20 protein-coding genes and 1 pseudogene are annotated in these 19,021 nt (G+C 71.5%); 14 read left to right on the top strand and 7 right to left on the bottom strand.

The window, feature by feature from the left end:
- From G6R25_RS04415 to G6R25_RS31245, 3 genes and pseudogenes are all read right to left on the bottom strand, one after another.
- The coding region (locus G6R25_RS04415; RefSeq protein ID WP_235947390.1) for a hybrid sensor histidine kinase/response regulator at positions 1 to 1,950 on the bottom strand (1,950 nt) is incomplete at its 3' end.
- A 177-nt stretch (positions 1,951 to 2,127) separates the two neighbouring features.
- Positions 2,128 to 3,255: pseudogene (locus tag G6R25_RS04410) on the bottom strand (carotenoid oxygenase family protein).
- A complete protein-coding gene (locus G6R25_RS31245; RefSeq protein WP_235947388.1) occupies positions 3,252 to 3,437 on the bottom strand; it encodes a carotenoid oxygenase family protein in 186 nt (61 codons plus the stop codon). Before G6R25_RS31245 ends, G6R25_RS04410 begins: the two are co-directional and overlap by 4 nt.
- A 327-nt stretch (positions 3,438 to 3,764) precedes the next feature.
- Between G6R25_RS31245 and G6R25_RS04405 the strand changes: the two genes are divergently transcribed.
- From G6R25_RS04405 to G6R25_RS04395, 3 genes are all read left to right on the top strand, one after another.
- On the top strand, positions 3,765 to 5,453 hold the full coding sequence (locus G6R25_RS04405; protein ID WP_163551954.1) for a hypothetical protein: 1,689 nt from the start codon (positions 3,765 to 3,767) through the stop codon (positions 5,451 to 5,453).
- A 904-nt stretch (positions 5,454 to 6,357) separates the two neighbouring features.
- Positions 6,358 to 6,702, top strand: a complete 345-nt coding sequence (locus G6R25_RS31240; RefSeq protein WP_235947386.1) for a hypothetical protein — start codon at positions 6,358 to 6,360, stop codon at positions 6,700 to 6,702.
- Positions 6,608 to 6,844, top strand: coding sequence for a hypothetical protein (locus G6R25_RS04395; protein WP_235947384.1), 237 nt, complete (start codon positions 6,608 to 6,610; stop codon positions 6,842 to 6,844). The genes G6R25_RS31240 and G6R25_RS04395 overlap by 95 nt, the downstream gene beginning before the upstream one ends.
- A 28-nt stretch (positions 6,845 to 6,872) precedes the next feature.
- On the opposite strand, the gene G6R25_RS04390 is transcribed toward G6R25_RS04395, so the two are convergent.
- Entirely contained in the window at positions 6,873 to 7,979 is a 1,107-nt protein-coding gene (locus G6R25_RS04390) for a questin oxidase family protein (protein ID WP_163551953.1), read from the bottom strand.
- A gap of 92 nt (positions 7,980 to 8,071) precedes the next feature.
- On the opposite strand from G6R25_RS04390, the gene G6R25_RS04385 reads away from it, so the two are divergent.
- Positions 8,072 to 8,581, top strand: coding sequence for a MarR family transcriptional regulator (locus G6R25_RS04385; RefSeq protein ID WP_163551952.1), 510 nt, complete (start codon positions 8,072 to 8,074; stop codon positions 8,579 to 8,581).
- Positions 8,582 to 8,746: 165 nt separating this feature from the next.
- Positions 8,747 to 8,977, top strand: coding sequence for a hypothetical protein (locus tag G6R25_RS04380; RefSeq protein WP_163551951.1), 231 nt, complete (start codon positions 8,747 to 8,749; stop codon positions 8,975 to 8,977).
- On the opposite strand, the gene G6R25_RS04375 is transcribed toward G6R25_RS04380, so the two are convergent.
- Both G6R25_RS04375 and G6R25_RS04370 read right to left on the bottom strand, forming a co-directional pair.
- Positions 8,947 to 9,168, bottom strand: a complete 222-nt coding sequence (locus G6R25_RS04375) for a hypothetical protein (RefSeq protein WP_205446859.1) — start codon at positions 9,166 to 9,168, stop codon at positions 8,947 to 8,949. The two genes, G6R25_RS04380 and G6R25_RS04375, sit on opposite strands and share 31 nt — an antisense overlap.
- A 100-nt stretch (positions 9,169 to 9,268) precedes the next feature.
- Positions 9,269 to 9,925 (bottom strand): peroxiredoxin, encoded by a 657-nt coding sequence (locus G6R25_RS04370; protein WP_136448571.1) that lies wholly within the window; start codon positions 9,923 to 9,925, stop codon positions 9,269 to 9,271.
- Positions 9,926 to 10,252: 327 nt separating this feature from the next.
- Between G6R25_RS04370 and G6R25_RS04365 the strand changes: the two genes are divergently transcribed.
- The 8 genes from G6R25_RS04365 to G6R25_RS04335 all read left to right on the top strand — a co-directional run bounded on the left by G6R25_RS04365 (position 10,253) and on the right by G6R25_RS04335 (position 17,174).
- A complete protein-coding gene (locus tag G6R25_RS04365) occupies positions 10,253 to 11,155 on the top strand; it encodes an ABC transporter permease (RefSeq protein ID WP_163551950.1) in 903 nt (300 codons plus the stop codon).
- Between the two features lie 2 nt (positions 11,156 to 11,157).
- Positions 11,158 to 11,934 (top strand): ABC transporter ATP-binding protein, encoded by a 777-nt coding sequence (locus G6R25_RS04360; RefSeq protein ID WP_419469301.1) that lies wholly within the window; start codon positions 11,158 to 11,160, stop codon positions 11,932 to 11,934.
- A 45-nt stretch (positions 11,935 to 11,979) separates the two neighbouring features.
- Complete coding sequence (locus G6R25_RS04355) at positions 11,980 to 13,086, top strand: ABC transporter substrate-binding protein (protein WP_136448568.1); 1,107 nt, start codon at positions 11,980 to 11,982, stop codon at positions 13,084 to 13,086.
- A 94-nt stretch (positions 13,087 to 13,180) separates the two neighbouring features.
- Positions 13,181 to 14,038 carry an LLM class flavin-dependent oxidoreductase gene (locus G6R25_RS04350; RefSeq protein ID WP_205446858.1) on the top strand — a complete coding sequence of 286 codons (858 nt, stop codon included), beginning with the start codon at positions 13,181 to 13,183 and terminating at the stop codon, positions 14,036 to 14,038.
- Positions 14,035 to 14,211 (top strand): hypothetical protein, encoded by a 177-nt coding sequence (locus G6R25_RS24945; protein WP_205446856.1) that lies wholly within the window; start codon positions 14,035 to 14,037, stop codon positions 14,209 to 14,211. Before G6R25_RS04350 ends, G6R25_RS24945 begins: the two co-directional genes overlap by 4 nt.
- Positions 14,208 to 15,602, top strand: coding sequence for a rhodanese-like domain-containing protein (locus G6R25_RS04345; RefSeq protein ID WP_163551949.1), 1,395 nt, complete (start codon positions 14,208 to 14,210; stop codon positions 15,600 to 15,602). The genes G6R25_RS24945 and G6R25_RS04345 overlap by 4 nt, the downstream gene beginning before the upstream one ends.
- Positions 15,592 to 15,858, top strand: a complete 267-nt coding sequence (locus G6R25_RS04340; protein WP_163551948.1) for a hypothetical protein — start codon at positions 15,592 to 15,594, stop codon at positions 15,856 to 15,858. The genes G6R25_RS04345 and G6R25_RS04340 overlap by 11 nt, the downstream gene beginning before the upstream one ends.
- Positions 15,858 to 17,174: an NtaA/DmoA family FMN-dependent monooxygenase gene (locus G6R25_RS04335; RefSeq protein ID WP_163551947.1), complete on the top strand. Its 1,317-nt coding sequence runs from the start codon at positions 15,858 to 15,860 to the stop codon at positions 17,172 to 17,174. The genes G6R25_RS04340 and G6R25_RS04335 overlap by 1 nt, the downstream gene beginning before the upstream one ends.
- A 13-nt stretch (positions 17,175 to 17,187) precedes the next feature.
- Here the strand turns inward: G6R25_RS04335 and G6R25_RS04330 are convergent, their stop codons facing one another.
- Entirely contained in the window at positions 17,188 to 18,411 is a 1,224-nt protein-coding gene (locus tag G6R25_RS04330; protein ID WP_163551946.1) for an acyl-CoA dehydrogenase family protein, read from the bottom strand.
- A 139-nt stretch (positions 18,412 to 18,550) separates the two neighbouring features.
- On the opposite strand from G6R25_RS04330, the gene G6R25_RS04325 reads away from it, so the two are divergent.
- On the top strand, positions 18,551 to 19,000 hold the full coding sequence (locus tag G6R25_RS04325) for an RrF2 family transcriptional regulator (protein ID WP_163551945.1): 450 nt from the start codon (positions 18,551 to 18,553) through the stop codon (positions 18,998 to 19,000).
- Positions 19,001 to 19,021 lie beyond the last annotated feature (21 nt).

Below are 19,021 nucleotides of genomic sequence, written 5' to 3'. Positions count from 1 at the left end.
CGTGCCGGTGGTCAGCCGGGCGTCGAGGGTGTCGCGGATTTTCCTGGTCAGTGCCGTGGCGGTGAACGGTTTGTCGAGGAATGCCTTGGCGCCGCCGTGTCCCTGCGCGGCGAGGATGCCGCGGGTGTGGGCGGAGGTGAACACGACAGGCAGGTCGGGCATGAGCGTGGTGAGCTGGTCCGCGAGCTGCCGGCCGTTCATGCCGGGCATGATCAGGTCGGTGAGGAGCAGGTCGACGGTGGGAAGGCGTAGCGCCAGGGCGAGCGCCTGCCGTCCGTCCGCGGCGACGAGCGTCCGGTATCCGGCGGAGTTCAGGATCCGTTCGGTCAGCTCACGCACCGCCGGGTCGTCCTCGACGAGCAGGATGGTCTCGGCGCCGCCGGCGAGTCGGTCGACGGGCGGATCCGCCTGCCGCTGGACGGCGAGCGCCGCGACGGCGGGCAGGTAGACGCGGAACGTGCTGCCGGTGCCGGGTATCGAGTCGACCGTGATGTGGCCCCTGGTCTGTCGGATGATGCCGTAGGCGGTGGACAGGCCCAGCCCGGTGCCCTTGCCCTGCTCCTTGGTCGTGAAGAACGGTTCGAAGACGCGGGCCCGGACGTCGGGCGGCATGCCGCAACCGGTATCCGCAACGGTGAGTAGCCGGTGGCCGCCGGGTTCGAGGCCGAGCCGGCCGGCCTCGGCCGTGTCAAGGTCGATGTGCGCGACGGCGATCGTCAGGCGCCCGCCCTGCGGCATCGCGTCGCGGCTGTTGACGGCCAGGTTGACGATCACCTGCTCGAGCTGCCCATGGTCGGCCCAGACGACGGTGGGCGCGGCGGCGCCGCGGACGATCAGCTCCACGTCCTCGCGGATGAGCCGGCGCAGCATCTCCTCGACGCCGAGAACCAGTTCGTTGAGATCGATCGCCTGCGGCTGTGCCACCTGGGTGTGGGAGAACGCCAGGAGCTGGCGGGTCAGGGCCGCGGCCCGGGCCGCGGCGTCACGAATCGCGGTCAGGTCCGCCCGTGCCGGGCCGTCGACCTGGTTGAGCAGCATCGCCGCGTAGCCGTCGATGACGGTCAGCAGGTTGTTGAAGTCGTGCGCGACACCACCGGCGAGCTGGCCCACCGCATCGAGCCGCTGCGCCTGACGGAGCTGCGCCTCGGCGTTCTTCTGGTCGGTGACGTCGGCCACCATGGCCAGAATGCCCTCGACCTCACCGGTCGGGCCGACCCGCGAGGTCAGGGCGACCTGGGCGGACACCGGCCGCTGCTGGGCGTGACACAACCCGGCCTCGAGACGCTGGGTTCCGTCGCGACGCACCCCGTCGAGCTCGACGCGGAGCTTCGCCCGGTCCTCGCCGGCGACTATGTCGACCAGGGCCATGCCCAGAAGCTGCGGGCCGGTCCGACGGACCAGGGCGGCCAACCGCGTGTTGGCGTAGGTGATGCGTCCGTCCCGGTCGAGCAGCGCTACCCCCTCGCTCGTGGTCTCCACGATGCCGCGGTACCGCTCCTCGCTCTCGCGCAGCGTCTGCTCCGCGGCCTCACGCAGCTTGAGGTCCTCGAAGACCGCGGCGCCGCGCACCAGCGCCGGGAACCGCTCCCGCAGCGTCCAATACCAGACGGCGGCTGCGGCGGTGACGATGTCCCAGGACGCGGTGTAGACATCGTTGAACGCGATCCGCATCGCGTTGCCCGAGGGACCGCCGACCCCCGACCTGTCGTGCCCGGCCATGTCGTCGTGTTTCGCCATGAGATCCATCGCCCGGTCTGGCAGCAGCAGGTGCAGCGTGTGCCAACCGTGATGCAGGCCGCAGGTGAAGAAGATCGCCGTGGTGGCCAGCCCGAGCGGGTTCTTATTCCACTGCCCGGAGCGCCACAACGCCCGTCCGATCGCGACCGAGATCGCCATGTACGCCGCCATGATGACGGTGTTGGCCACGGCGCTGATCTGCCACCACGTCACGTCGACATCCCCCTGCAGATCACCCTCTGGCGCCCGTCCTCGACCTCGCCGGTTCCCCGACGGCGGGCGGGTCGCCGGAGTCGGGCACCTCAGTCGAAGGGGGGATCATCGTGTCACGCCAGGTGGCGACGTACGGGCTACAACGCGTGGTTGGATCGCCCGGTGGGAGGCCGGGCCCTATTCGTCGACGAGCCAGCTGCCGTGGAATCCGGCGGGTACCCGCCGGGGCAGTGACACGCGGGCCACGGTGTCAAGGTCGGCGGCGGCCAGGACGAGCAGCTCGGAGCCGCTGCCGGCCTTGTCGGTCACGATCGAGATCAACCAGCCGTCGTCCTCCGACCGGGCCCCGGGCGCGGCGACGAAGATCGCTTCGCCGGGGGTCGAATCGAGGGTGCGGACCCTGCTCTCGCCGGTCCGGCTGTCGTACTTGACGATCGCGTCCTGGCCGACGGAGTAGAGGAAGCGGTTCGGTCGCCCCACCCGCTGCTCGTTGAGGGTGGGGAACTCGACCGCCCGGTCGTCGAGTGCGTGCTCCTTGACCACCCCGTTCGTCGGGTCGATCAGCCAGCGGTGCGCGAAGCCGTCGGCGATCATGCTCGTCCCGGTCGGGGCTCCGCCGAGGCGGGGCCAGGCCGACGCGAAGCCGGCGCGGTCGTAGCGAACGACGTCGAGCGAGACCCGTCCGGCGTCGTCGACGTGGGCGTTGCCGACGTGGAAGACGTAGCAGGGGTCGATGTCGAACCACCGCGTCTCGCCGCCGCCGCGCGCCATGACGTCAAGGCGGGCGCCGTAGGCGTCGTCTCACCGGTAGGGCATCCCGTGCCCGACGAGACCGAGGTCGAAGACGACCGGCAGGTCGAGCCACACGACGTGGCTCTCGGTGATGGCGAAGTCGTGCATCATCGTCGGGCCCGGCACGTCGATCACTCTGCTCTCGACGAGCTCGCCGGCCGCCGAGAGTCGGTGGTAGGTCAGGTACGGCGGGGCCATGCCGTAGCCGAAGAACAGCAGGTCACCGGTGAGTGGGTCCCGCTTGGGATGCGCGGTCATGGCGGTGGTGAGTCGCCCGCCGAAGTCGCACGGTCCGGTCGTCTCCAGCTCGGACGTCAGCTCGTACGGCAGGCCGACCTCCACCAGCGCGAGGATGTGGCCGGCGTGCCGGATCACGCTGGTGTTCGCGGGAACGGCCGTCAGATCGAACCCGGTGGGCCCCACGAACGGCGCACCCGCCAGCTGGCGGGTGCGTACCCAGCGGTTGCGGTACCACTCGGCGCGGCCGTCCCGCAGCCGGACGCCGTGGATCATCCCGGCTCCGGTGAACCAGTGCCCCGGGTCGGAGCCGGGGGGGGCGGGTTGGGGCCGTTGCGGAAGTAGCGGCCGCGCAGCGCGTCGGGCAGCGCGCCGGTGATCGGCAGGTCGACGACATCGATCTCGTCGGCCACGGGCGCGAGCAGGCCGCTGAGATAGGTGGGGGTACTCGCCGTCATCAGCGTCTTCTCCGATCGCAGTGGTCGGCCGACCCGGTGGGCACGACCTCCACCCTCCCAGCGATGGTCCATCTTCGACGTCTGGTCGGCAATCCGGAGCCGGAGGAACGTGACTGCCTCCGCATGTGTCCAGCCAGCCGGGCTTCGTGAACTCCCTCGTGCCCGGCGAACGTGCCAGATGTGCGACGAGATCCGGGTCCGGTCCTGGACAGAGGGGAGATGCGTGATGATCCGAGCGCTCCTTTGGGACCGTCCACCATGCTGGGACCGACCGTCATCTTGGGTGATGTGTCGACGGCATGGGATGATCGCCGTCGGTGTCACATGGTGACCGCTCTGACCCGGATGGGTCTCGAGGGGCCTTCGGTCGAGGGCGCGGCCCGGGCTACCGCACTGGTCGCGGAGGCGGTGGCCTACGCCCGAGGACTTGCTGACCTGAAGGAGACGGGCTACCAGGCGGCGGCGGACCTCGACCGGCGGCTGACGGGTCGAGCCGCCCTCATGCTGGCGCTGGACACGCCGCGCGCGGCGCGACTGCTCGCCGAGTCGGAGGTGGTGCGCCGCGCCCTCGCCACCGGCGCAGCGTCCGCCGCCGAGCAGTCCGCCGCGGACCGGGTGCGTGCGGCCTGCCACACGCTCGGGTTCGACCCGACGGCGCGCGACGCCCCAGGCCGGCTCGTCGGGGACCTGACCGTGGAACAGGTCGTCGCCGCGGCCGCGGCCGTCGGTCGGATGTCGCGGCTGGCCGACTCGCTCACCGACCGAGCCGCCCGGGCGTCGGCGAGGCGCTGGTCGGCCACGCTGGCTGCCGGACCGTCCGTGGAGCGGGAATTCACGGCCATTCGCCGGCGACTCGACAGCGTGCTGACGCCGTCGGGACCGGGCGGTCCCGAGACGGACCCGTCCCGCCTCGCCGCACGCCTGCTGTCGGAGTCGGAGCTCGTCCACTGGCCGGTGCTCGCGGCGCGGCTCGCCCGTATCGGCGAGGTCATCGGCCACGCGCGGATCGCCGCGATGGTGCGTGCCGCGAAGGCCCGGCTGACCGACCAGCAGGCGGAGCGCCGCCGGCAGGCGAGCGTGCGTGGTGGCGTCCAGCTGGCCGGTCGGATGGGCCGGGCGGCGAACCTCCGCCCGCCGGCCTGGCCGCTTGCGGCTCCCCGCGGCGAGACGCTGGCCTGGCTGCGCCGTCTGATCTGCGCGCCGCTGCACACCCCCGACGCGGAACGGGTGCTGGCCGCAAGGCTGGGCGCGGACCTGTTCGGCCTGCGCAGGCCACCCCCGGCGCCGGCCTTCCTCGCCGGTGTCGACATCGGGAACCTGCGGCCCGAGTATGTCGCGCCGTTCCTGCGCTGCATCAGCATGACCCGCCCCGCTCCGAGCGCCGAGGAGTTGTCGGAGGAATCCCTCGAGGCGGACCGCGGCGCTGTCAGCTGGGCGTGGCGCTCGGCGGACGAGCGGCGCTGGGGGCAGGCGGCCGGCACCGGGGTGCCGCTGCTGCCGGAGGTAGTCGGAATACCGCATGTGGTGCACGGAATCTGGTTGGGCCAGCCGATGCCCGCGCGGACGGCCTTCCGCGACAACTACGGTGCGGCGGCCCGCCGGTACGCGGGCCAGGTCACCGTGGTGCTGTGGACGGATATCCCGCGTGCGCAGTGTGCGGCCGTCCTGGCCGAGCCCGCCCCCCGGTCGGCGCGGCCGATCCGCTCTGGTACGTCCGCACCCTGGCGACCTGGGCCCGTGACAACGACGTGGCGCTGGTCAACGTCGACGAGGTCTTCCACGCCGACCATCCGCTGTACCTGCGTCCGCAGTACGTCCTGGAGATGGCGAAGCAGCGTCCCCGCGGCTACACGAGCGCGACCGATCATTTGCGGGTGGAACTCGTCCACACCTTCGGGGGTCTCTACATCGACGGCGACATCCGGTTCGACGCCGGATCGCCGGAAGGCGGGCACCCCGGCTCGATCCCCGACCTGCTCGCGGCCGTCGCAGCCTCCACCTGTGGCTTCACCCTGAACATCCTGCCGATCAGCATCGGCATCAGCAACGACCTGATCGCCGGATCCGCCCGCGATCCGGCGCTGCGCCTGTGGATGGAATGTGCCAGGCTCAACTACTTCCCGCTGCAGCGGGAGATTGTCGGCGGACTCGGGATGATGGCGCGGCCCTACGTCGGAGCCTCCCACCAGGGGCTGCGCCACCTCGCCCCGCACCGCACGGGACGGGTCCACCACGTCCCCCTCGAGCTGCTGGGCATCACCCGCGACGACCTCACCCCCACCGGGGGAGCCGTCATCACCACCAACGAGATCACCTGGGTGCCCCGCGGGCGGGAACGAGTCGAGTTCGACGTGACCGGCGCCGATCCCGCCGATCCGGCCACCCGGGACGAGGTGCTGACGCGGACGATGGGGCTCGTGACGTTCCTACTCTGGCAGCTCGTGGCCAGGGAGGGCAACCTGTACCTGTCGGCGGTGGAGCCCGTCGTCCTCGCCCTGCCGGACCCGGACGCGGGCTGGATCGCCCTGCTGGGTTTCATCGCCGCTGTCGGCGCCGCGCGCGCTCGTCACGTCGGTCACCGACCACCGTCGCGGTGAGGACGGCACCCTCGAACACATCCGGCTACCCCGCGAGGCGGAGGCGTTCCTGGATCGGGAGGCCGGTCCGCCGTCCTGGTTCGGCAGCGAGCTGGCCGAATTCGACCGGCCGGTGTGGCTCCTCGACGAGGCCGTCACCCCGGTCGCCCTGCGGACGCCGTCGGCGGCAGCCGCGGTGCTCGCCGGCCGGGCATGATCCGGACCGCTCGGGAACTTCCTTGCCCTCCCGAGGGTTCGACGTCTGATTCGTCCCTCTGGGAAGGCAAGGCAGGCCGAAAATTGACGCGACGCGGGGGGGATCGTCTGAGCAAGACTGTTCAGTCGTGCTGCTGACCATCGCCACGACGCACCCGCCGGCTCGCGACCTCGGGTTTCTGCTGCACAAGCATCCCGACCGGGTGCACGCGTTCACCGAGCCGATGGGCACGGAGCACGTGTTCTACCCGGAGGCGACCGGCGCACCGTCGCCCTCCTGCTGGAGGTGGACCCCGTCGCTCACCCAGTACGTCAACCTACCGGCGCTACCAGTGGCCGACCGACGGCCTGCGCGGCATCGTCCAGCCGGGGCTGAAGGTGCGCGGCCGGGAGTATCTGCGGATCATCTACGGGCCGGACTACACCGAGCCCGACAACCTGAAACGCCTGCGCGAGCGCGGTCTCGGGCTTAAGCGTTCGCTGGCGCAGCGCGAGTACGCCCTCGGGCTGGAGGCGCTGGACCGCCTCGCGCTCGGCGAGCCGCTGTGGCGGGTCCACGAATGCGTCTTCGCCGTGCTCGCCCTGGAATCCGAGCCGGTCGACCCGCAGCTGTGAGGTCGCTGCGCCGTCGGTGCGGACTGCGTCAAGGAGCTGGTCGCGGTGAGAGGGCCGGGATGCGGCCGGGGATGGCCTCGGCGGCGGCGAGGTAGCGGGGATCGGGGCGCAGCGCGTGTTCGCGCAGGCAGGCCTCGGTGAACTTGAGAACGTGCTCGTCGCCGTGCTCGACCGCTCTGGAGATCAGTTCGTCGACGCTACGGACATCCGTGTCGGCCGCTGCGGTGCGGGTGGTCTGCTCGCCGTGGTCGGTGCCGGTGAAGATCAGCAGCATCGCCGCGTGGACCTGCCACATGGCTACGACGGACGGTGCGTGCAGCTCGGCGGGCAGATAGGGCATGACCAGGCGGATGGCGGCGGGCGCGGTGACGGCATGGACCAGGGGTATAGGCGAGTAGTCGGTGTGCACGAGGCAGATGCCCGCGAACTCGGCGGTCATGTCGCTGAGCAGCGACTGCGCCTGGTCGGCGCGCAGCGCGGCGAGCGCGTCATGGTAGCCGGGCTGCTCGTCAAGCCGGCTGAGGCGATCGTGCATCAGGCCGACCGGCGCCGAGGTGGGGGCGAAGGGCGTCCGGGGGAGGGCGGCGACGGCGACGTCGTGCCGGCCCTCGAACCGGGGGGCGCCGGGCAGCGGGGTGAACCGGGCGGCCCAGTAGGCGAGCCCGCGGGCCAGCTCGGTCAGCTGCTGGGGGCTGGGTGCGTCACCGGCGGCGGCGACGCTGCGCACGGCGTGCGCGGTGCGGATCGCACCGTGCGTCAGCCGGGACATCAGGCCGGGCAGCAGCCGGGGCCACCACCGGACCAGCACCTCGCGCCATGGAGCTTGCGCCAGCTCGCGGTGGAACAGGTACTCCCAGTCCCCGACCCGGTCGATGGCGCCGAGCGCCGGGCGCCAGGCGGACTTGTCCGCCGGGTCCAGGTCGAACCGGCGGGAGGGCCGGTCATGGTTCGCCATGGCGGCGCGGTAGGCGTCCACCCATGCGGGGATCGCGTCGCCGTGGCCGAGCACGGCCAGGGTCTCGGCCCCCATCGGGCCGTGGCTGGCGAGGTCGGCCTGGCCGGCCCGCTCGTAGCCGAGATCGTCGAGGTGGTCGAGGGCGTCGGTCACCGCATCGCCGTAGCTGATCGAGGTCATGTGGCTCACGTCTCTCACACCGGCCCCGTACTCGAGGCCGTAGCTGTGGATATCCGAACACTTTGTATATCCCAACTGTCTACGATTGTGGCGTGCGACGTGAACAGGTGGCGGACGACGATTTCGAGAGCTCAGGCACGTCGGTGCCGGGGCGGCCGACGGCGCAGGAGCTCGACGTGCTCAAACACGTGCCGTTGCTGGCCGCCTACTTTCAGCGGGCCCGCACGGAGATGCCACCGGAGCTACGGGGGATCTTCGACGCGCACGGGCTGACCGCCCGGCACGGTGCCGTCCTCACCCAGCTACTGACCAGCAAGCCAGCCAGCGTCACCGAGCTGGCCGCCTGCCTGGGCGTGTCGCTGTCGACTGCGAGCCAGCTCGTCGGCAACCTCAGCGACGCCGGTGTGGTCGACCGTCGCGAGGACCCGAGCAACCGGCGCCGCACGCTGGTGTCGCTGCGGGAGCAGTATCGGCCGGCGGTCGAGTTGTTCATCGCCACCCGCTCGGTGCCGTTGCTGCGCGCGCTGGCCGGCTTGTCCGCCCGGGATCGGGAGGGATTCGTCGCGGGCCTCGCCGCGTGGAGCGCTGAAGCTCAGCCGTAGCCGACCATCGGCGGACCCGGGCCGTCGTGAAGAATTCTTCGGACCCTATGCGCCGGAAGCCCTGTTGGTGGCATTTGGGGCGATGGTCATACTCGCGGCAACGGGCTCGTTCCGGTCTGAGAGAATTCTGGGAACCGCCGTCCCGGTCGGAGTTCTGGCCCGCGGGTGGTCGTGCCTGATGAGATCTTCCCCTTGGAGGCGAAGCCGATGACCGCCCCTGGGCCACAGATTCCTCAACACATCCCGATCGCCGCCGCCCGGCACGGCGCCCTGCAGATTGCCAGTTACCAGCTCGGCGGTCACCTCGTCTGGGCCGCGACGGACGGCCGCGGCGTCGTCGCCCTGGCCGGCACGCGCGAGGAGCTTCAGCGGGCGCTGGACGAATTCGAGGAGTAGCGCGGTGGGAGGTCGTGGACGAGCAGCGCCGTCTCGCTCGGGGCGGGCGGGCGCTTGAACGGGGTCGAGGTGACCCCGACGACGACCCGCCCGCCGCCGAACCGGTCCAGCACGCCGCGCGTCGCGAACGCCCCGGCCACCGGGTAGAACTCGTGCCCGGTCTCGACCAGGTCACGACTCGACCAGGTCACGATGGGGATGGCGCACCGCCTCCGCGGTGGTGCGCCCGAACATCACATCGAGTTTCGAGAAGCCGAACACGAAGCCGTCGGCCTGATCTATGGCGACGCGTCAGGCCGGCTGCGGGACGATGCGGATGTAGGGCTTCGGCTCGTTCCAGGTGCCGAAGATCTCCTTGGCCTGGTCGTTGGAGACCGAGCCGGCGATGACGACGTCGTCGCCCTGCTTCCAGTTCACCGGGGTGGCGACCTTGTGCTTCGCGGTGAGCTGCAGGGAGTCGATGACCCGCAGGACCTCGTCGAAGTTGCGCCCGGTCGTCATCGGGTAGACCAGCACCAGCTTGATCTTCTTGTCCGGGCCGATGACGAACACGTTGCGCACGGTCTGGTTGTCCGCGGCCGTGCGGTCCGACGGGTCACCGCTGACGTCGGCGCCGAGCATGCCGTACGCCTTGGAGATCGAGAAGTCGGCGTCGCCGATCAGCGGATAGTTAGGCGCGGTGCCCTGGGTCTCCTCGATGTCCTTGGCCCAGGCGCCGTGCAGCTCGACCGGGTCCACCGACAGGCCGATGATCTTGACGTTGCGGCGGTCGAACTCGGGCTTGATCGACGCGACATAGCCGAGCTCGGTCGTGCAGATCGGGGTGAAGTTCTTCGGGTGCGAGAAGAGCACCGCCCACGAGTCGCCGATCCACTCGTGGAACTTGATCGGGCCCTCCGTGGTCGCCGCCTCGAAGTCGGGCGCGGTGTCACCGATCGTCAGGGACATTACTCACTCCGTTCGCAGAGGAAGCTCGGCGTGGCGCGCCGAGCAGGTGCGTCGTGAAGAACTCTACGGACACGGCGTTCCCTGGACGTTCCCTTGGCGCAGCCGTCCGCCGGCGCCTGCCGCCGGTGGCGGCGAGGGGGCGCACCTCGGGCACACGTGCGATCCGTGTCACTCGGGAGGTAAACACCGCTAAACCGATCAGCTTTACCGATATATGCCGCCAGGCGGTCCAACCGGGCAACGCCCGCCCGTCCCGAGCCAGGAGTTCGTCATGCAGCGCACTGTCACGTGTCGAGTCCCAGCCGAGGCCGTGGGGACCCGCGCATCATGACGGTTCAGGACTCCCGGTGCGCGCCGGGCGAGCTCGGGCGTGGCTCGCCCGCCGCGGAGCCGGCGGCCCTTGCCGCACCCCTCGACCTCACCGATCTGAGCCGTCGTCGCAATGCCCCCGGACGTCGCGCCGGGCTGCGCCGGATCCGCTGGCTGTTGCGCGGGCTGGTGCCGGCCGCCCTCCTGATCGCCTGGCAGTGGAGCACCTCCGCCGGCCTCGTCCCGCCGACGACGCTGGCGAGCCCGAAGAGCGTTCTCGAGGCCGCCCGCGACCTCATCGCCGACGGTGAGCTGCAGACGGCCCTGCGGGTGTCGGCCGGGCGGGCCCTGACCGGGCTCGTCATCGGCGCCGGCATCGGGGTCGCGGCGGGCCTCGTCGCCGGGCTGTGGAAGCTGGGCGAGGAGCTCGTGGACTCGACGTTGCAGATGCTCCGGACAGTGCCGTTCATCGCGCTGATCCCGCTGTTCGTCGTCTGGTTCGGCATCGGCGACACGCCGAAGATCGTGCTGATCGCGGTCGCCTGCATCTTCCCCGTCTACCTCAACACCTTCGCCGGAGTGCGCGGGGTGGACCGCCGGCTGATCGAGGTCGGCCGGGTCTTCGGCCTGAGTAGAACCAGGATGATCACACGCCTGGTGTTGCCGAACGCGCTCCCGTCGGTGCTGGTCGGCATCAGGTACGCCATGGGGATCTCGCTGCTCGCGCTGGTGGCGGCGGAGCAGATCAACGCATCCTCCGGACTGGGCGCGTTGGTCATGAACGCGTCCAATCAGATCCGGACGGACATCGTGATTGTCGGCGTCGTCGTGTACGCGCTGCTCGGTCTGCTCGTCGACCTCATCGTCCGACTCCTCGAGCGGCTGCTGCTGCCGTGGCGGCCGACGATCGTGAAGTCCTGACCATGACGAACCCTGTCGGCACGAACCCTGTCGGCACGAACCCTGTCGGCACGAATCCCGCACCGGCGCAGCCGGCCGTCGTCATGCGCGACGTCGGCAAGGCGTTCGCGGCCCGGCGGATCCTTGACGACTTCGCCCTCACGATCGCCAGGGGCGAGTTCGTCGCGCTGCTCGGCCGCTCCGGCAGCGGCAAGACGACCCTGCTGCGGATTCTCGCCGAGCTCGACACCGTCGACGAGGGAACGGTCCTGGCGCCCCGCAACCGTTCGGTGGTCTTCCAGGAGCCCCGGCTGGTCCCGTCGGAGCGGGTCTGGCGCAACGTCCTGCTCGTGCTCCCCCGCCGGGAGTCGACCCTGGCCAGGGCGCAGGAGGCCCTCGCCGAGGTGAACCTCGCCGACCACGCCCGGGCCTGGCCGCACACGCTGTCGGGGGGCGAGGCGCAGCGGGTCGCGTTGGCACGCGCCCTGGTGCACCGTCCGGACCTGCTCCTGCTCGACGAGCCGTTCGCCGCGCTCGACGCGCTGACCCGCCTGCGCCCCCAGGCGCTGGTGCACGAGCTGTGGCATCGGCACCGGCCGGCCGTCCTGCTGGTCACCCACGACGTCGACGAGGCGCTGCGGCTGGCCGACCGCGTCGTCGTCCTCACCGACGGCAAGGTCGGTCTGGACCTGCGCGTCGACCTGCCTCGACCGAGCGAGGGCACCGGGTCGCGATTCGACGACCTGCGCTCACAGCTACTCGCCGAGCTGGGCGTCGCACGCCCCGCATCCCCGGCCTGAAGCCCACCGGCCAGGCCACACCACCAACACCTCGGGAACGCATCCATGAAGATCAGAAGACTCGGTCGGCTCCGCCTGGCCGCCCCGCTGCTCGCGCTGGCCGTCGTCGCCGCCGCCTGCGGATCGGACGGCGGCGATAGCGGCAGCGGCAGCAAAGCGGCAGCGCAGAACGACCTCAGTGGCGCGCCCCTGACCTTCGCGACCCAGTCGCCGTACGTGAAGGCGGCTTTCGAGAAGTCCGGGGTGCTCCAGGGCGCCCCGTACAAGGTCCAGTTCGCGCAGTTCAACGCAGCGACGGTCACGACCGCGCTGACGACCGGGAAGGTCGACATCGGTCAGCTCAGCGACTTCGCCCTCATCCTGGCCCAGGCGAACGCCCAGCCTGCGTGGCCGGCGAACGATCCCCCGATCCAGGGGGTCCTGGCGACCCAGCCCGCCGACGACACCAACTACCCGCCGATCGTGACCCTGCGCGGCAAGAACTCGGGAATCGAGCGCCTCGCCGACATCCGCGGGAAGAAGTTCGCCTACTCCCCGGGCGTGACCTCCGAGCTGCAGTACCTGCTGACCCTGAAGCAGGCCGGGCTCACGCCTGCCGACGTCAAGCCCGTCCAGCTCGACTCGACGGTGGGCGCCACCGCGTTGGCCCAGGGCGACGTCGACGTGTGGGCCGGGTCGCCGGCCCGGGCCGGCGCCGCGCTCGACGCGGGCGCGCAGGTCCTAACCACCACCAAGCAGACCGGCGCGCTCGGGCTGGGCGTGCTCGTCGCGTCGCGGGGCGCCCTGAAGGACCAGCGGAAGAACGCGGCGATCAAGGACTTCGTGGGCCGGTCCGTGGGCTACGAGCTGTGGAACATCACCCAGCCGAACCAGTCCGCGCAGGTCTGGGTCGACGCGGCGAAGCTCACCCCGGCCAAGGCCAAGGCCACCGCCATCGCCAACCGGCAGGTCCCGCACGTCCTCGACGACGCGCTGTTCGACCGGATCCAGCACAACACCGCCGACGTCGCCTACTCCGGCGGCCTGATCAAGCGCGCAGTCGACGTTCGAGGCCACTACTACACCGGTTTCAACGACATCGTCGCGCAGAAGATCAAGGAACTCGACGTCACGACAAAGGTTGCCGCGGCCGTCGCGGCAGCCCGTCCCTGACGGCCTGCCGCCCGCCGCGGCCATTCCCGGGCCGACCGCCTGGAACCCATGCCCGGGTGCATTCCTGCGCCCCGGATGACGAATGAGAGGGGCCATGACCGACACGAGCGCCTTCAGGCTGGGCTTCTTCACCCGGGCGGCGATACGCACCGACGCGCGCCAGGCCTACGCCGACGCCCACGAGCTGTTCGTCGCCGCCGACGAGCTGGGCCCCGACTCGGGCTGGGTCGCGCAGCACCATCTGCCGACGTCGACCCATCCACTCGGCGGGCTGCCCTCGCCGTGGACGTTCCTCGCGAACGTGGCGGCCTCGACCCGGCACATCCGGCTCGGGACGGCGGTCAACGTGCTGCCGCTGGAGGACCCGGTTCGACTCGCCGAGGACGTCGCCGTCGTGGACATCCTGTCCGGCGGGCGGGTCGAGCTCGGCCTGGGCAGCGGTTCGGACCAGCGTGCCTACCGGGCCTTCGGGCGGGACTTCAGCCGCAAGCGGGAGATCCACACGCAGCATCGCGAGCTCCTGCGCCGGGCCCTGAGTGGCCGGCCCCTGACCGAGGACGGCGCGGTGCTGACGCCGTGCGCGCCCGAGGTGGCCGAGGGCCGGATCTGGCAGGGGGCGCACAGCGGCGACACCGCCGAGCAGGTGGGCCGGGAGGGCCTGAACCTCCTGCTCGACCAGACCGCCATCGGCTTCCCGGACCGGCCCGGCACGGTGCACCGGGCCTGGGCCGACCGGTACCGTGACGCGCTGCCCGCGGGCGGCGGGTCGCCGTGTGCCGGGCGGTCTTTCCCGCCGCGGACCGGGCCACCGCGCTGGCGCACCTGTCGGACGGGTTGTTCCCGGCCTTCGCCAACATCAAGGCCTCCGGCGCCTTCCCGGACGTCGGCGAGGACACGCTCGACAACGTCCTGTCGACCCTGCACATCTTCTGCGGGCATCCGGACGAGGTGATCGAGCGGCTGGCGGCGGAGCCGGTGCTGCCGGTCGCGACGGATCTGCTCGTGCAGTTCGAACCCGGCTGGCCGTCGCTGGACGCCGCCCTGGAGGCGCTGCGGCTGATCGCGACGCAGGTGGCGCCCGCGCTGGGCTGGCGGCCCCGCCGTCCCGCCGCCGTGGCCCGGTGACGGGCTTGTCGGCCGGGGTCGTCGCCCCGCGCGAGCTCCATGCCCGGCTCCGAGCCGGCGGGGATCTCGTGGTGGTGGACGTGGGTACCCGCGACGAGTTCGCCGAGGGTCACCTCTCGGTCGCCACGCACGTTCCCCTCGACCACCTCGAACCCCGGCTGCCCCTGCTGGCGCCCCGGCGGACGGTGCCTCTGGTGGTCGTGGGGGCGCGCGAGGAGTCGGTCGTCCGGGCCGTGCCCCGGGTGGTCGCGTTGGGGTACACCGACGTCAGCGTGCTCGACGGCGGCCTCGCCGGCTGGCGGGCGGCGGGCGGCGGGCTGTTCACCGGCTTCAACACGGTCAGCCGGGCACTGGGCGAGGTCGCGCTGCGCCGGCTCGGCACACCGCGAGTCGGCGCGACCGAGCTGCGGGCCGGCCTCGACGCGGGGTCGGACGTCGTCCTGCTCGACACCCGAACGGCCGAGGAGTTCGAGTACACGGCCATCCCGAACGCCCGCAACGCGCCGGGGGTCGAGCTGGTGCGCCGGGCGTATGCGGCGGTCCGCTCGCCGCGCACGCGGGTTGTGGTGACCTGCGCGGGCCGGACCCGCGGAATCATCGGCGCGCAGACCCTGATCGACGCCGGGTTCCCGAACCCGGTCGCCGTCCTGGAGGGTGGGCTGTCCGCGTGGAGCCTCGCCGGCTACCCGTCGGTGACCGGCTCGACCGCCCGGCTGGCTGTGCCCGAGCCGAAGCAGGAGGCCCGGGCCGGGGCGGCGGCCCGGGCGCTCGCCGCCCGTGCCGGGGTGGTGGAGATCTCCGCCGCCGAGCTGGGCGGGTTCGTCGCGGCGGCGGCCGATCGGACGCTGTATCTGCTCGACGTCCGTACCCAGGCCGAGTTCGTCGCTGGTCACCTGCCGGGAAGCCGGTGGGCGCCGGGCGGCCAGCTCATCCAGGCGACGGACGAGTACGTGGCCAGCCGCGGCGCCCGGGTGGTCCTCGTCGACGACGGCCACGGCACGCGGGGATTCACGACCGGCGTGTGGTTGGCCAGGATGGGACTGCCCGACGTCGCGGTGCATCTGCTCGCCCCCGACGTACTCGGATCCGACGTACTCGTGCGCGGTCCCGAGACCGTCGCGCTGCCCGAGGTCCCGACGGTGACCGTTGCGGCCCTGCGGGAACTGCTCGTCGACGGCACCGCGGTCGTCGTCGACGTCGAGCCGCCCTCGCCGGCCGGGTGGCTGCTCGCCTGGGTCGCTGGTGACGACGCGCTCGGCGCTGGTGGCCCGGCCCGCCCTCGCCGCTGCGGACGGATCACTCATCGTGGTCACCTCCGGCGACGGCACGCTGGCCCGCTGGGTCACCGCCGATCTGCGCGCCGCGGGCCGGGGGAGGGCCGTGGCGTTTGACGGCGGCACCCTGGCGTGGCAGGAGGCGGGCCTGCCGACCGCCGTCGACTCGGCCCAGCAGCCCGTCGATCCAGGCCAGCCGCGCCCCCTCCCGCCGCCACCCACCCGCGAGCAGCGCGCCCGCCTGCACGACGACTACATCGTCTGGTGTGCCGCTCTGGAGGAGCAGCTGCGTCGCGACGGCATCGTGTCGTTCCCCGTCGGTGTCGCGGCGGCCGACTCCAGGGTCCGGACTCTCGGAAAGGGGGTGGCGTGATGATCGACACGCCGCGCCAGCTGCACCTCAATCTCGTACTGCTCGCGGACGGGGCGCATGTCGCCGGCTGGCGGCACAACAAAAGTCCCGACTCGTTCACCGACATCGACCACTTCGTCGAGCTGGCGCGGATCGCTGAGCGCGGCACGTTCGACGCGCTGTTCCGCGGCGACAACCACGGCGCCATCCACAGCGAGCACGGTCGGCGCAACTGGCACGCGCTCGAACCGGTCTCCCTGCTTGCCGCCATCAGCCAGCGCACCGAGCGCATCGGGCTGATCGGCACCCGCTCGGCGATCTTCGGCACGCCGTTCGAGGTCGCCCGCCAGTTCGCCTCCCTCGACCACATCACCGCCGGCCGGGCGGGCTGGAACATCGTCACCAGCTGGGCGCCCGAGACCGCCACGGCCTTCGGGGTGGGTGCGGAGCCCGACGAGGAGGAGCGCTACCGGTGGGCGGGCGAGTTCGTCGAGGCGGTCCTGCGCCTGTGGGAGAGCCTCGACCCGGACGCGGTGGTCGCTGACCTGGCGACCGGCCGGTTCCTCGACGAGACGAAGGTCCGCGAGGTCGACGTCCGCGGCCGGTACTTCTCGGTGCGGGCCACCATCGGCTCGCCCCGCACGCCCCAGGGCAGGCCCGTGCTGTTCCAGGCCGGCGCATCCTCGCGGCACCGGCAGTACGCCGCGCGCTGGGCGGACGGGCTGTTCACCGTCCAGCGCACGCTCGCCGGTGCGCGCAGCTTCTACGCCGACGTGAAGGCGCTCGCCGCCGGCCACGGCCGGCGTCCCGAGGACGTGCTGGTGCTGCCCGGGCTCGAGGTCACCGTGGGCTCCACCGAACAGGAGGCCCGTGCCCGCCGGGACGGGCTCAACGAGCTGTACGGCATGGAGCACCTGGTGGAAAAGCTCGCCGAGCGGCTGTTCATCCCGCCGGACCTGCTGAAGCTGGATGCCCCGCTGCCGTACGAGCAGGTCGAGTCGTTCACCCCGCCGTCGCGGGCCAGGCCGTTTCGCGACCAGGTCCTCGCGCATGCTCGCGCGCGGAACCTGACGGTGCGGGAACTGATCGCGGATAATCCCGGCGGGCACCTGTCGATCGTGGGCAGCCCGGAGCGGATCGCCGACCATCTCCAGACGTGGTTCGTCGAGCGGGGCGCCGATGGCTTCAACATCTTCGTCGACACCGCGCCCGAGGGCCTGGAACTGTTCGTCGACCACGTCGTGCCGATCCTGCGCCGGCGCGGGATCTTCCGCCACGAATATCCCGGTCGGACCCTGCGCGACATCCTCGGTGTCGGCACGCCGGGCCCGGCCTAGCGGAAGGTTCGGGCTAGAAGAAGGCGCCCGGGGGCGGCAGTGTCCTGTTCAGTTCGTGGTCGCCGATCAGGCGCAGTTTGTAGGAACGAGGATTGTGCGAGGCGAGGGTGCGGATGTTGCGCCAGTGCCGGTCGAGCTGCGGCCCGCGGCGCACGCTGGTGGCGCTGCCGGCGTCGAACAGCAGCGACGCGGTGTCGGTGCCGATCCGGTCGACGATCGCCTTCGCCTTCGCCGCGGCGAACATCGCCCGTGTCCGGGCGTCGTCGGCGTGACCCTCACCGTGGCCGAGCGCCGCGTGCGCGGCCGCGAGCTCGACGGCGGCGGCCACGATCGATGTCGCGGCGAAGCTGTTGGCCGCGATCTCCCCGACCGTCTCCTGCACCGTCGGCTCGTGCCGGGGTTCCTCGGCCAGGCCGTGGCGGAAGTTGCGGGAGCGTTGCGCGACGAGTTCGAGGACGTCGAGCCGGATGTTCTCGACGATCCCCGCGACGATGGTCGTCAGATAAAGCTGGGAGAAGGTCGGGCTCAGCGCCCGTCCCGGGTCGGTCGCGTCGCCGAACGGGAGGAGTTCGGTCTCGTGGACGCGGACATCGTGGAACTCCGTGGTGCCCGAACCGGTGAATCGCTGGCCCATGCCATCCCAGTCGTCGAGGTGCACGACGCCCTTGCGGGAGGCGGGAACGATCGCGTTGACCAGGGTGTCGTCCTCGGCCGCGGCGATCACTACGATCCGGTCCGCGTACATGTTGCCCGTGCTGTAGTACTTGCTTCCCGTCAGCATGTAGCCGTCGCCGGCCCGGACCAGCTTCGTCGAGGTGCCGATGACGCCCGCCCGAGGGGTGGACAACTCGCTTGCCGCCGACCCGAACAGCTCACCGGCGACGACCCGGTCGAGCCAGCCGTCGCGCGCCCCGCCGGGCGGCTGGCGTAGCAGTGACTCCACGAAGCCGAAGTGGTTACGCAGTGCCTGGGCCAGATTGGGGTCGGCCGTGCCGAGTCTGCGCACGACATCGAAGAAGGCGGCCAGGCCGAGCCCCCGCCCACCGGCGGCGACCGGCACCCGCAGCGTGCCAACTCCCCACCGGCGTAGCAGGTCCATCTCCGCGAAGGGCGGCCGGTCATGGGTCTCCCGCTCGGCCGCCCCGGTGGCAATCTCGGCCAGCAGGTTCTCGAGACCCGCAAGCGACGCACCTGCGGCCGGCGCCGCCGCGGTCGGTGCTGCTGGACCAGGACTCATCGCATGTCTCCCGTCTGTCCAGCGTAAATCCTACTATGCCGACCAGTTTTAGCGATTATCACCGAAGTGGCGTCGAACTCCTAGAATGTCGGCGACGGGCCGCAGGTGCGTCGCATGATCCCGACCCGATGCAGGCGGCATGAAGATTTCGGCGCGAACCGATTACGCACTGCGAGCGGTCATCGAGCTCGCGGCCGCCCACCCACAACGCCGCTCGGCGCCGGAGATCGCCGAGCAACAGCAGATCCCCCGCCAGTTCCTCGACAGCGTGCTCGGCGACCTGCGTCGAGCCGGCCTCGTGGCGAGCCAGCGCGGGGTCGGGGGCGGGTTCTGGCTGTGCCGGCCCGGGGATGAGATCACCCTGGCCGATGTCATCCAGGCGGCGGACGGGCCGGTGACCACCGTGCGCGGCGAGCTTCCGCAGGATCTCGCCTACGAGGGGACGGCGGTGCCCCTGCAGAAGGTCTGGATCGCCATGCGTGCCGGCCTCACCAGACTGCTGGAGTCGGTGACGGTCGCTGACGTTGCCCGAGATCAGCTTCCCGCCGAGGTGATCGACACCGCCGCGTGCCGGTCGGCCTGGCGGTAGCGCCCCGAAGCCGAAGTCGGG

Source organism: Candidatus Frankia alpina, from assembly GCF_902806485.1.
Classification (GTDB): Bacteria; Actinomycetota; Actinomycetes; order Frankiales; family Frankiaceae; genus Frankia; species Frankia alpina.
This window is presented reverse-complemented; position numbering and strand designations above follow the sequence as displayed.